A 13,263-nucleotide genomic window follows, 5' to 3' on the forward strand; every position below is an offset into this window, starting at 1 on the left:
CGAGACCCCGTCAGATACCCGTCACTAAAACGGTTCAGCGCAGGTAAATTCACTGCTCGGTGCCGGATTTACGCCGTTACGACAGGAGGGGCCTACTTTTTTTGGGCTTTTCTGGCATAATCCGGGCCACTTTTTTCGCGGTAGTAGTGCACGACTTTCTACTACAAAAACGTTTGGAGCACTCGGCCACTGGCCGACGGGGAACCTCATGACGCAAGCCAATAACGCCGTGTACACCGATCTGAGTGTTGATGATCTGGTTAAAGAAGCCCTCAACCGCGGTGAAGGCGAGCTTGCCGATACCGGCGCACTGGTTGTTCGTACCGGTCACCGTACCGGCCGTTCGCCAGTCGATCGTTTCATCGTTGATGAGCCGAGCACCACGGGCGCCATCGCCTGGGGCCCGATCAACCGCAAGTTCCCGGCCGACAAATTCGACGCCCTGTGGAACCGTGTCGAGGCGTTCAACAACGCGCAAGAGCATTTCGTTTCCCACGTCCACGTAGGTGCCGCTTCCGAGCACTACCTGGCCGTTAAAATGACCACCCAGACTGCCTGGCAGAACCTGTTCGGTCGTTGCCTGTTCATCAACCCGGCCCAGTACAACCCGGCTGGCCGTGAAGAATGGCAAGTGCTCAACGTGGCCAACTTCGAGTGCGTGCCTGAGCGTGACGGCACCAACTCCGACGGTTGCGTGATCATCAACTTCGCACAGAAAAAAGTGCTGATCGCCGGCATGCGTTACGCCGGTGAAATGAAGAAAGCCATGTTCTCGGTGCAGAACTTCCTGCTGCCGGCCGCTGACGTGCTGCCAATGCACTGCGCCGCCAACATCGGCGAAGAAGGCGACGTGACCCTGTTCTTCGGTCTGTCCGGCACTGGTAAAACCACCCTGTCCGCCGACGAAAGCCGTTACCTGATCGGTGACGACGAACACGGTTGGGGCGAGGGCGTAGTGTTCAACATCGAAGGCGGTTGCTATGCCAAGTGCATCGACTTGTCCGAGAAGAACGAGCCGGTTATCTGGAAAGCCATCAAGCACGGCGCGGTCCTGGAAAACGTCGTCATCGACGATGCCAAGCACGCCGACTATGCCGATGTCAGCCTGACCCAGAACAGCCGTGCCGCGTACCCGCTGGAGCACGTTGCCAAGCGTTCCGAGAAGAACCTCGGTGGCGAGCCGAACGCTGTGATCTTCCTGACCTGCGACCTGACCGGCGTGCTGCCGCCAGTGTCGATCCTCAACGAAGAACAAGCGGCCTACCACTTCCTGTCCGGCTACACCGCACTGGTGGGCTCGACTGAAATGGGTTCGGGCAGCGGCATCAAGTCGACCTTCTCGACCTGCTTCGGCGCACCGTTCTTCCCGCGTCCAGCCGGCGAATACGCCGAACTGCTGATCAAGCGCATCCGCGGCTTCGGCTCCAAGGTTTACCTGGTCAACACCGGCTGGACCGGCGGTGGCTACGGCGTCGGCAAGCGCTTCAACATCCCGACCACCCGAGCGGTGATCGCAGCGATCCAGAGCGGCGCGCTGATCGGTACCGAAACCGAGCACCTGGACACCATCAACCTCGACGTGCCACTGGCCGTACCGGGCGTTGAGGCTGGCCTGCTGAACCCACGCAACACCTGGGCCGACAAAGCCGCCTACGACGAAGCCGCCAAAGCATTGGCCGGCCTGTTCATCGAGAACTTCAAGAAGTTCGAAGTGAGCGATGCAATCAAGGCCGCTGGGCCTAAGTTGTAAGTGTTGGTTTGATGCAATGAAAAAGCCGCCCCTCGGGGCGGCTTTTTTGTGGGTGCTGTTTAACCGTCAGACGCACAACTGCCAATATAGAAATGGTCAATTCAGTAGTGGTGGCATGTTCAGCTGATCCCCAATGCAACGCTCGAAAATAGTTTGGAGGCCACTGTAATCGCAGGTGACCGCATCAATGTTCGCGGGAATCCATGCGCTGTCTTTGATCAGCCACCAATCAACAGCAAACCCTGCATTGATGATGATTTGCTCAAACAGGATCCGTTGAGCCCGACCGTTACCTTCGCGAAAAGGATGAATCACATTTAAATCACCATACGTTTCAGCAACCTTGACGATGAGCTCTGCTTTACTGGCGCCTTCGAACCACGCGGCATTTTCCATGACGCGAAAAATCTTTTGATCGTTCCCACGCTCTGCGTGGGAATGCAGCCCGGGACGCTCTGCGTCCCTTTCGAGAGCTGGAACGCGGAGCGTCCCTTGAGGCATTCCCACGCAGAGCGTGGGAACGATAAGGAGTCCCCGCTTGTAGGATCGGGCCGAACCTCGGCTAGGCCCTTTCCATGGGAATTTTCGCGAAGAGTGTTCTCGCGCTTTCCACCATCGCGCGCCCGTCATCTCAACGAATATGCTGGTACGAAGCCACATCCAGAAGGTCATTGCTCAGCCCGGCCGCTGGCGCATAGATCGTGCCTTTCACTGCCGAGAACCTGACCCCATAACTGCCCAGTGAAACGTAACGCTCGCCCTGGTCCAATTCAGTGAAGTAGGTGTACGAGCACTTCTCCATCGCTTTGTATTTCGCGGCGGCGCTGACCATGGTGTTGTGGTGGTTCTGCAGGTCGGCCGCGCTCAGGTTGAGGGTTTTGTCCAGCGTTACGCCCCAGCGCTTCAGGCACACTTCGGCAAAGTGACGGACGATCAGGCCGGGTTCGGTCAGCACTTTAGGGCCGCTGACCCCGTCTGCTGCGGCGTTGCCAACCAGCGTGCCATGGCGGCCGGGCATCGGGTAGATGTGGGTTCGGGTGCCGGTGGCCGTTTGCGGGATGACACAGCTGAAGCCTTTGGAGCGCTCGTCTCGGGCGTAGAAGCCGACATATTCTTTTACGTTGGCACTCAGTTTTACTTTGCTTTCCTGAAAGTTACCGATGCCCGGTACCGGATCAATCGCAAAAATATTGACCGGGATGTTCTTCAATTCGCTGTCGTTAAACATGGCATTGGCCAGCATGTGGCAACTAATGCCGCCGCGACTCCAGCCTACCAAGTTGACCTTGGTCGGAATAACACCGTCCTTGCGAAACGTTTTGATGATTTGTTCTTGCAACTTCTGCTGGGTCACACTGCGGTCGCCGTAGTTATATTTACGCCACAGCCAGGAACCTTCGACGATCACGTCTTCGATTGGAATGCCGGCTGCCTTCAGGCGGTTGTATTCGGTCTCGGTCAGCTTTTCACGTTGCCAGTCACATTGGCCTTTGATGATGTTGATGGCGTGCTTGACGTTCTCCTCCCAGCCCTTGCCGAACAAGGTGCCGCTCAAGCCATAGTCCTTGGATTGAGTGAACAGCTCATCAGCTTGCAGGTTGCTGGTACCGGGGCCGTCGACCACGATCCATTCGGCAAATTCTCTGCCAGCATGATGGGAGGCGAGTGCCGAAACCAGTTCGCCATTCCAGTAAGTTGGGTTTTGGTTGTCGAATTTGGTCGAACCGGTACCGCAAAAGAAAATAGTTAATGTAGTCATTGTGGTGCTCTTGTTTTGTTTTAAGAGCCTGCAGACTAGTTTGAGTAAATTGGATTATGAAGTGGTTAGTTGTTACCGGGGTTGTAGTATTTGTTTTTGGCTTTAATGTCTTATTCTTTGTTTTGCAACTTCCAGTAGTTGGCAGCCATCCTGCGTTAATAGATAAAGCGCATTCACGATGTGAGGGATGTCTTTAACGTCGGCCTGTTTGAAGCACAAGCAATAAAGCGTTTCGAGCAAATCGCTGGCTGCCCGCAGGCGTTGATGCGCGGCGTCGAGGATGTCGCCGGTGCTGGCCGTGGTGTCGATGACGAGGACGGGCGATTCGCTGTAACTGGTTTTGAGGGGACGATAGCGGTCGGTCGGAGGATCGGGGAGCGTCATTGAGTTGCGTCCTGTGCGAAAGCGGCAAGTGTTCCCGGCAGGCCGAGTCACTGGTTTCAGCCGCGCCGGTGACTATAGAAGGGCGTGGTGTGGTGCGACAAGACGGCTGAGGTCGACAGGTTTTGTAGGGTTTTTATTGGCTAATAAGGAAATGGACTACGTCTTGGTTGATGGTGCCTCAGACGCTGTAGGTTGTTTCGGCTTCTGTGGTGATTGGGCTGACCTCTTCCCGCAAGCCGTGCAATCCATGCAAGCCATCCGCTGTATCATCCCGTATCGTTTTTTGCCCCGACCTTTTCTCGACTCGCTGCGATCGCCGGCTAGGCTTTGCTCATCGCAGCGGTCAACGGAGTGACAGCTTATGCACAACACCCTGGAACAGGTTTTCGGTTATCCACAGTTTCGACCCGGTCAGGAAAAAACGCTCAACGCCATCATGGCGGGGCGCTCGGCGGCGGCGATTTTTCCCACCGGTTCCGGCAAATCCCTGTGCTATCAATTATCGGCCGTACTGCTGCCGCACCTGACGTTGGTGGTTTCGCCGTTGCTGGCGTTGATGCAGGATCAATTAGCGTTTCTGCAACGCCACGGCATTGCGGCGGGCAGTATCGATTCGGCGCAGAGTCGCGATGACGCCAGCGAGGTGATGGCCCGCGCCAGGTCCGGCGAATTGAAGATCCTGATGGTGTCGGTGGAACGCCTGAAGAACGAGCGTTTCCGCAATTTCCTGCAGCAAGTGCCGATTTCGTTGCTGGTGGTGGATGAGGCGCACTGCATCTCGGAGTGGGGCCACAACTTCCGCCCGGATTACCTCAAGCTTCCCGACTACCAGCGGCAATTCAACATCCCGCAAGTGCTGCTGCTGACGGCGACCGCGACGCCCAAGGTCATCGTCGACATGCAGGCGAAATTCGCCATCGCTGCCGAAGATGTGGTGACCACCGGTTTCTATCGCCCGAACCTCAATCTCTGGGTAGAACCGGTGCGCGGTCAGGACAAGCGACGGCGCCTCGTTGAATGGATGAGCGAACGCCCCGGACAGCCGAGTATCGTCTACGTCACCTTGCAAAAAACCGCCGAGCATATTGCCGAACATCTGCAACGCCATGGCATTCAGGCCGAGGCTTATCACGCCGGTTTGCCCCACGAGCAGCGCGATGGCATCCAGAAGCGTTTCATGGGCGGGCAGTCCAATTGCATCGTCGCCACCATCGCTTTCGGCATGGGCATCGACAAGAGCGATATCCGCAACGTCGTGCATTTCGACCTGCCCAAATCCATCGAAAACTACAGCCAGGAAATTGGCCGCGCCGGGCGTGACGGTCAGCCGTCCGATTGTTTGGTGCTGGCCAACCGCGACAGCCTCAACGTGCTGGAAAACTTCGTTTACGGCGATACCCCTGAGCTCGACGGTATCCGCCATGTGCTAGACGAGTTGCAAGCGTGCGCGCCGCAAGGGGAGTGGGAGTTTATGTGGGGTCCCTTGGCGGACAACAGCAATATTCGCCAGCTCCCGCTCAAGACCTTGCTGGTACAACTGGAGCTTCGTGGAATCATCGCCCCGCGTTACGCCTATTACGCTGAGTACCGTTTCAAATACCTGGAGGAACCCGAAGCGTTGCTGGCTCGTTTCGAAGGCGAGCGCAGGGATTTCGTCGCGGCGATCATCCAGACCTCAAAGCGAGCGCGCAGCTGGGCCACGGTGAATTTCGACGCGCTGTACGAGCAACATCAGGCCGAGCGCAACCGGGTGGTCAAGGCGCTGGATTACTTCCAGGAGAAGGGCTGGGTCGAGCTTGAAAGCAAGTTGATGACCGAGGTCTATACCCTGCTGAAAACAGATTTCGACCCCCAGGCACTCAGCGCTGAACTTCACGCCGGTTTCACTCAGCATGAACACACCGAAATCACGCGGATACACGCGATGCTGGATCTGTTCGCCACCGACCGTTGCCTGGGATTTCGATTGGCTGAGTATTTCGGCGACAGCAATGCCCCGCAACAGTGCGGGCATTGTTCGGTGTGTCAGGGTCAGGTCGCCCGGCTACCGGCACCGCCGGAGCTGCCGGCACTTGTGGATAAACCCTTCGAGGCGCTGTGTGGCGAGTTTATCCACAGGCATGAGCAGCACACGGGCAGCATGCCGTCGGCTGAGCGAGTGACGCGGTTCTTGTGCGGGATCAGTGTGCCGCTGTTTACCAAGCTCAAGGCCCGCACGATTCCGGGGTTTGCGGTGCTGGAGGAGTATCCGTATGCCGAGGTGCGCAACTGGTCCCAGTCACACCTTTAACCTGCAGGGATTGGCGAATGTCTTGGGGCGCATCCATCCGCTGAATGTCGCTCATCACAGGAATAAATTTCAAAAAAGCGTGGTGGCTGACTATGGTGAGGGCTGTCTTTGGATCGCCAACAAGAGAACAAGATATGAGCCAGACACCGTTCGACATTCAGCGCGCAGCCGTGATCGGCGCGGGCACCATGGGCCGTGGCATTGTCATGTGCCTGGCCAACGCCGGCGTAGCGGTGCAGTGGGTCGACAACAATCCGCAGATGCTTGAGCAGGCACTGGTTGCCGTCGCGGACACCTACGCCCACAGCGTGCGGCAGGAGCGAATCAATCAGGCCGAGGCCGATGCCCGCATTGCCCGGGTCACCAGCGCGGCTGATTATGCGGCCATCCGTGACGTTGACCTGGTGATCGAAGCCGTTTACGAAAACCTGGAACTCAAGCAGTCGATTTTCCGTGAACTCGATAGCCTGCTCAAACCTGAAGCCATTCTGGCGAGCAACACCTCGGCGCTGGACATCGACGCAATCGCTGCTGTCACCGGTCGCCCTCAGCAAGTCCTGGGCCTGCATTTTTTCAGCCCCGCGCACATCATGAAACTGCTCGAAATCGTCCGCGGTGCCCAGACCGCTCCCGCGGTACTTGAGGCAGCGCTGGCGCTGGGCAAGCGCATGGGCAAGGTCAGTGTGGTGGCGGGCAATTGCGACGGCTTCATCGGCAACCGCATGCTCAATACCTATGTACTCGAAGCGCGCAAAATGCTGCTGGAGGGGGCTTATCCCTATCAGGTGGATGCGGCGCTGCAAGGTTTCGGTTTTGCCATGGGGCCGTTCCGCATGTTCGACGTCGTCGGTGTCGACCTGCAATGGCGCGCCCGGAAACTGTCGGGTGTGGGGCAGGATGCGCCAGAGGTTCAGGTGGATAACCGCCTGTGTGAACTGGGCCGTTTCGGTCAAAAGAGCGGCAACGGGTTTTATCACTATGAGCCGGGCAGCCGTCAGGCCGAACACGATCCGCAGGTCGATGCGCTGGTGCTGGAAGTCAGCGAAGGCTTGGGCTTTCATCGTCGCGAAATAAGCCAGGAAGAAATCCTCGAACGCTGCCTGCTGGCCCTGGTCAATGAAGGCGCGAAGATTCTTCAGGAAGGCATCGCAGAGTCCGCCCACGATATCGATCTGGTGTACCTCAACGGCTACGGCTTCCCGGCCGACAAGGGTGGGCCAATGGCTTGGGCGGACCAGCAGGGGTTGGCGGATATTCATCAGCGTTTGCTGGCGCTTGAGACCCGCCAGGGGGATCACTGGAGCCCGGCGCGGTTGATAGGCGAACTGGCGGCGGCGGGTAAAGGGTTTGCCGATAGGTGATCGATGGGACGCCTGGGAGGGCGCCTTCGCTGTCAAGCCAGCGCCCACAAGGTTAGTGGTGGTCTGTGGGAGCTGGCTTGCCAGCGATGATCACGACGCGGTTTCACTTTAAAATCGAAGTTCAAGCCCCAGGAAGCAACGCAGATGCCGCAACGCACCGAGTACCGACACTTCCAGCCCATCACCACCCGCTGGCATGACAACGATGCCTACGGTCACGTCAATAACGTCACCTACTACAGCTTCTTCGATACGGCGGTGAACACTTACCTGATCGAAGTCGGTGGTCTGGATATCCATGACGGCGAAGTGGTGGGGTTCGTGGTGAGCTCAGCCTGCGATTACTTTGCTTCCATCGCTTTTCCGGAGCGGATCGAGATCGGGTTGCGGGTCGCAAAACTGGGTAACAGCTCGGTCCAGTACGAGTTGGCGGTGTTCAAGCAAGGAGAGGACGAAGCCTGCGCAGCGGGTCGCTTCGTGCATGTGTTTGTCGACCGCGCTTCGAATCAGCCGGTGGCGATTCCGGCCGGTTTGCGCGAGGCACTGGAGCGTCTGGTGGTGTAACGCCGGCAAAAAAAAATCGCAGCCCTCGGGCTGCGATTTCGTTACCAGCGAGACCTCTTCGGTCAGTCGCGATGGCGGTAGTGTTTGTGGTGCTTGCGATGACCATAGGCATGGCCACGGCCCGGGTGACCGTCACGGTAGTAACGACGATCATCATGGCCACGATAACGGCGATCATCATCGTCATCGTCATCGCTCTTGTTGCCCATGTAGTTACCCAGCGCGCCGCCGGCGCCGCCGCCTGCTGCGGAGCCGATCAGGCTGCCGGTGGTGCCGCCCACACTGCGGCCGACCACGTTACCGCCAGCCGCGCCCAACGCACCACCAATGGCGGCTTCGCCACGGCTGCGTTTGTCTGCGCCAACTGCGCTACCACCCGCGCCGCCCAGGGCCGCGCCGATAGTGGAACCTGTATTGCCGCCAATCGATTGGCCGACGACTGAGCCTAGAACCCCGCCCAATGCGCCGCCCACACCTGCTTCGGTGGTGCCGCCGGCAGAGGCAATGCCACTGACCAGGCCAAGGGACAACAAGAGAATCGAGGAGAACTTCATGGAGGAACCTCAAGGGGATGACGACGCGATCCTGAGGCTGTGTCAGAGGTGTGACAATCGAAATCCGACGAGTAACACGACTTCAGCACATTTCTATAAGTTGCTGTTTTTTGGGCGGAACTTAACTGTTTTTCGCCGGTCTTTTACTACTTCGCAAAGGCTGTTTTCGTTAGAAAACGGCCTTTTTTGTGGGCGTTTGGAAATTTTTCGACAGTATTGAAACATGGATTGAACGGTCCGGCGCCATCGCGAGCAGGCTCGCTCCTACAGTGGATTTCCGTCGAACACCAATGATGTGTTCACTGAAGATCGAATGTGGGAGCGAGCCTGCTGGCGATGGGGGCAGATCAGACGTCGCGTTACGCCGACCTGGCCATGATCAACCCGCTCTCACTCGCCGCTTCCAGGCGGATCGCCACAAATTTCGACGTCGGCGTATGACTACCGTCCCCGGTGCTTTCCAGCGGCACCAACGGATTCACTTCCGGGTAGTACGCCGCCGCCTGCCCGGCCGGGATGTCGAATGCCAGCAGCGTGAAGCCTTTCACCCGGCGTTCAACGCCGTCATCCCAGAGCGAAACGATGTCAGCCTTTTGCCCCGGTTTGAAGCCCAGGCGAATGATGTCGGCTTCGTTGACGAACAACACATCGCGCTGACCCTTCACTCCGCGATAACGATCGTTGAGGCCATAGATCGTGGTGTTGTACTGATCGTGCGATCGCATCGATTGCATGATCAGGTCCGGCAGCTTGCCGGTGGCGCGAGTGCGTTCGTGTACCAGGTCCTTGGGCAACAGGTTCGGTTTGAAATTGGCCCGGCCCGATACGGTGTTCCACTTGCGCGCACCGGCACTGTTGCCGAGGTAGAAGCCGCCCGGGTTCTTGATCTTTTCGTTGAAGTCTTTGAAGTTGGGGATGGTCTCGGCGATCAGGTCGCGGATGCGGCGGTAGTCGCCGACCAGCCAGTTCCAGTCCACCGGATGATTGCCCAGGGTTGCGGCGGCGATGCCGGCGAGGATCGCCGGCTCAGAGCGCATCTGGTTCGACAGCGGCTCCAGTTGACCATTGGAGGCATGGACCATGCTGAACGAGTCTTCGACGGTCACCGCTTGCGGGCCTTCGGTTTGCCGGTCGATGTCGGTACGGCCCAGGCACGGCAGAATCAACGCGTCTTTACCGTGAGCCAAATGGCTGCGGTTGAGCTTGGTGCTGATCTGAACGGTCAGGTCACAATTGCTCAGGGCCTGGAAGGTTCGAGTGCTGTCGGGGGTGGCTTGGGCGAAGTTGCCGCCCAGGGCAATGAACACTTTCGCCCGGCCTTCGGCCATGGCGTGGATGGCCTCGACCACGTTGTGGCCATTTTCACGGGGCACCTTGAACTGGAAGCGCCGTTCCAGCGCATCGAGAAACGCCACCGGCGGACGTTCGTTGATGCCCATGGTCCGGTCGCCCTGCACGTTACTGTGGCCGCGCACCGGGCACAGGCCTGCGCCCGGCCGACCGATGTTGCCGCGCAGCAGCATCAGGTTGGCGATTTCCTGGATAGTTGCCACCGAGTGGCGATGCTGGGTGATGCCCATCGCCCAGCACATGATGACGTTCTTGCCCTTGGCGTACATGCGCGCGGCTTGCTCGATTTCCACCAGCGGCAGGCCGGATTGCGCGACGATCTGCTCCCACGGGGTGTCGTCGATGACAGCCAGGTAGTCCAGCACGTTGACGCTGTGCTCGTTGAGGAAGTCGTGGTCGAACACCGCCGGCGCGCCAGTCTTTTGCGCATCGCGTTCCCACTGCAGCAGAAACTTGGCCATGCCGCGCATGATCGCCATGTCTCCGCCCAGTGCCGGGCGGAAGTACGCGGTGTTGGTTGGCTTGTCACTATTGGTGAGCATTTCGATCGGGTGTTGCGGATGCTGGAAACGTTCCAGGCCGCGCTCCTTGAGCGGGTTGATGCACACCACTTGTGCGCCACGCTTCACCGCCTCACGCAGCGGTTCGAGCATCCGCGGGTGGTTGGTGCCAGGGTTCTGTCCCCAGACGAAAATCGCATCGGCGTGTTCGAAGTCATCGAAGGTTACGGTGCCTTTGCCGACACCGACACTTTGCGACAACGCAACACCACTGGCCTCGTGGCACATGTTCGAGCAGTCGGGAAAATTGTTGGTGCCGTAGGCGCGCACAAACAATTGATAAAGAAAAGCCGCCTCGTTGCTGGCCCGCCCCGAGGTGTAGAACTCGGCCTGATCCGGGCTCGACAGGCCCTTCAAGTGTTTGGCGATCAGTGCAAAGGCTTCGTCCCAGCTGATGGGCTGGTAGCGATCGGTTTGTGCGTTGTAACGCAGCGGCTCGGTCAGACGGCCTTGATATTCGAGCCAGTAGTCGCTCTGCTCCAGCAATGAAGTGACGCTGTGTCTGGCGAAGAACTTGCCATCGACCCGGCGTTTGGTCGCTTCCCAGTTCACCGCTTTGGCGCCGTTTTCACAGAACGCCACCATACCGGCTTCATTGGAATCGCCCCAGGCACAACCGGGGCAGTCGAAGCCGCCGTTCTTGTTGGTCTTGAGCATCATGCGCAGGTTTTTCAGCGCGTTGTCGCTGGTCAACCAGGCCTGGGCGACGCTGATCAGTGCGCCCCAACCACCGGCCGGACCTTTGTAGGGTTTGTAGCGAGGAACGGGTGTCTGGTCGGCTTGACGGTGTTGACTCACGCTTGATTCTCCAAAGCAGGGCTGTAGACCCGTGGCGCATTTTTCTGTGGCAAATGGATGAGGTTGAGGTTGTGTCGTCGGGCCCACTGCACGGCAAGGCCCGTGGGCGACGACAGGCTGACCAGGGTCTGGATGCCGGCGCGCAAGACTTTCTGAATCAATTCGAGACTGCAACGGCTGGTGACAATCGCCAGCCCGCCTTCAATCGAAATGTTCTGGCGAACCAGTCCGCCGATCAGCTTGTCGAGGGCGTTGTGCCGGCCAATGTCTTCCCGACCGAGCAACAATTCGCCGCGGTCATTCATGAACACTGCGGCATGCACTGCACCGCAATGCTGGCCCAAAGGCTGGAACGCGCCGATGCGCTGGCGCAGGCCGTCGAGCCATTCGGCGGGCGGTAGCGGGGCGCCGGACAACACTTTGAGATCCGGCAGGGCCTGCTCCACCGCTTCTACGCCGCACAGGCCGCAACCGCTGGTGCCGGCCAGTTGCCGACGCTGCTGCTTGAGGTTCCAGAACGCACGGTTGGCGATGGTCACTTGCGCGTATTGAGCTGACCCTGAACCGCTGAGCTGCAAATCATAAATATCATTGGCGTCCTCGATGATGCCGCTGCCCAGGCTGAAGCCGACAATAAAGTCTTCGAGGTCAGTCGGCGTCACCAGCATCACGGCCTGGCTGATGCCGTTATAGGCAATCGCCAACGCGACTTCTTCGGCCAGCGCTGTGCTGTCCGATTCCGAATATTCAAGATTGCTGTAGCTATAGGTCTGGCTGGCGGCGGGCGCGGGCGTTTCGAGGGCAGGCGCCGCGCAGGCAGGGCGCTTGGCTTTCATGGCATCACCGACGGTTTGGTCAGCTTTAAGACTAGGCGCGGCAAACTGTCGCGTCTAATCGCTATTACTTATGTGCCGATAGATGCCGTCGATCAAGCTTGGGTCAACGATTGCTGATAGATCGCAAAGCAAGCTTCTGCCAAAGCCGAGCGTGGAGCACTGCGACGCATGATCAACCCCAGCCGGCCGAGCGTCTGGGCATTTGCAATCGGTTGCAGGCGCAAGTGCTCGGTCAGGCCTTCGAGACCACCCTCCAGCGGCATCACCGCACAACACAGGCCGCCATGCACAGCTTGTAACAGTTGATGCACGGCGTCGGTCTGTAACAGGGGCTGCGGGGTGAGGCCACGGCTGTGGAAGTTGTGATCGATGGACTGGCGAAAGTGCATGCCGCTGGTGAGCATGCCCAGCGGCAATTCGATCAGCGACTCCCAACTCAGCGGCGCCTCGCCAAAGCTGAAGAATCGCTGATCGTAGAGCAGACCCATGCGGGTTTCGCTGAAGGCCAGCGAGTCGAAGTGTTCGCCGTCCAGGCGTTCCAGATAGGAAACTCCCAGATCCAGACGATTGTTCGCCAATTGTTCGAGGATCTGTTCGGAGCTGAGTGCCGACAGTTCAAAGCGCAGGTTCGGGTGTTCGGCGTGCAGGCGTTGCATCAACGGCAGCGGATCGAAGCTCGACAGCGGCACCACTCCCAAACGCAAAGTCCCCACCAGATTGCCGCGACAGGCCGCTGCCTCGGCGTACAAGCCGTCATAGGCGGCCAACACGGTCCGCGCCCAGGCCAGCACGCGTTCGCCCGGCGCGGTGAAGCCCTCGAAGCGTTGCCCGCGATTGACCAGTGGCAGCTCAAGCTCTTCTTCAAGGCTGCGCAGGCGCATGGACAGCGTCGGCTGGGTGATGTGACAACGCGCGGCGGCCTGGCCGAAGTGCCGGGTTTCGTCGAGAGCGATCAGGAATTTCAGCTGCTTGATGTCCATCTTCGCTCCAGGGGTCGGGAAGCTACGGATTCTATCGCAAGCGGGGTCATTGGTCGGGTTGGATTCGCAAGTGACGG

The 13,263-nt window shown here is 58.8% G+C and carries 10 protein-coding genes and 1 pseudogene; 4 read left to right on the plus strand and 7 right to left on the minus strand.

Annotated features, from left to right (window positions below):
* The first annotated feature begins 208 nt into the window (after positions 1-208).
* Positions 209-1,750, plus strand: coding sequence for a phosphoenolpyruvate carboxykinase (locus D8U18_RS13045; protein WP_131107764.1), 1,542 nt, complete (start codon positions 209-211; stop codon positions 1,748-1,750).
* 96 nt (positions 1,751-1,846) lie between these two features.
* Here D8U18_RS13045 and D8U18_RS29030 read toward each other — a convergent pair.
* From D8U18_RS29030 to D8U18_RS13060, 3 genes and pseudogenes are all read right to left on the minus strand, one after another.
* Positions 1,847-2,161: pseudogene (locus D8U18_RS29030) on the minus strand (Fic family protein); the annotation flags it as partial.
* Positions 2,162-2,381: 220 nt separating this feature from the next.
* Positions 2,382-3,509, minus strand: coding sequence for a hypothetical protein (locus tag D8U18_RS13055; RefSeq protein ID WP_131107766.1), 1,128 nt, complete (start codon positions 3,507-3,509; stop codon positions 2,382-2,384).
* A 102-nt stretch (positions 3,510-3,611) separates the two neighbouring features.
* Entirely contained in the window at positions 3,612-3,893 is a 282-nt protein-coding gene (locus D8U18_RS13060) for a hypothetical protein (RefSeq protein WP_056852113.1), read from the minus strand.
* 361 nt (positions 3,894-4,254) lie between these two features.
* On the opposite strand from D8U18_RS13060, the gene D8U18_RS13065 reads away from it, so the two are divergent.
* From D8U18_RS13065 to D8U18_RS13075, 3 genes are all read left to right on the plus strand, one after another.
* Positions 4,255-6,183, plus strand: coding sequence for a RecQ family ATP-dependent DNA helicase (locus D8U18_RS13065; protein WP_131107767.1), 1,929 nt, complete (start codon positions 4,255-4,257; stop codon positions 6,181-6,183).
* 134 nt (positions 6,184-6,317) lie between these two features.
* Positions 6,318-7,544 (plus strand): 3-hydroxyacyl-CoA dehydrogenase, encoded by a 1,227-nt coding sequence (locus D8U18_RS13070; RefSeq protein WP_056852115.1) that lies wholly within the window; start codon positions 6,318-6,320, stop codon positions 7,542-7,544.
* 144 nt (positions 7,545-7,688) lie between these two features.
* Complete coding sequence (locus D8U18_RS13075; protein ID WP_056852116.1) at positions 7,689-8,108, plus strand: thioesterase family protein; 420 nt, start codon at positions 7,689-7,691, stop codon at positions 8,106-8,108.
* A 62-nt stretch (positions 8,109-8,170) separates the two neighbouring features.
* Here the strand turns inward: D8U18_RS13075 and D8U18_RS13080 are convergent, their stop codons facing one another.
* From D8U18_RS13080 to D8U18_RS13095, 4 genes are all read right to left on the minus strand, one after another.
* Positions 8,171-8,662: a glycine zipper domain-containing protein gene (locus tag D8U18_RS13080; protein WP_056852117.1), complete on the minus strand. Its 492-nt coding sequence runs from the start codon at positions 8,660-8,662 to the stop codon at positions 8,171-8,173.
* A gap of 359 nt (positions 8,663-9,021) precedes the next feature.
* A complete protein-coding gene (locus D8U18_RS13085; RefSeq protein WP_130907188.1) occupies positions 9,022-11,370 on the minus strand; it encodes an FdhF/YdeP family oxidoreductase in 2,349 nt (782 codons plus the stop codon).
* Complete coding sequence (gene fdhD / locus D8U18_RS13090; protein WP_130904491.1) at positions 11,367-12,206, minus strand: formate dehydrogenase accessory sulfurtransferase FdhD; 840 nt, start codon at positions 12,204-12,206, stop codon at positions 11,367-11,369. The genes D8U18_RS13085 and fdhD overlap by 4 nt, the downstream gene beginning before the upstream one ends.
* A 92-nt stretch (positions 12,207-12,298) precedes the next feature.
* On the minus strand, positions 12,299-13,186 hold the full coding sequence (locus D8U18_RS13095) for a LysR family transcriptional regulator (RefSeq protein WP_056852120.1): 888 nt from the start codon (positions 13,184-13,186) through the stop codon (positions 12,299-12,301).
* Positions 13,187-13,263 lie beyond the last annotated feature (77 nt).

This window comes from Pseudomonas sp. Sample_10 (assembly GCF_004321495.1).
GTDB lineage: Bacteria > Pseudomonadota > Gammaproteobacteria > Pseudomonadales > Pseudomonadaceae > Aquipseudomonas.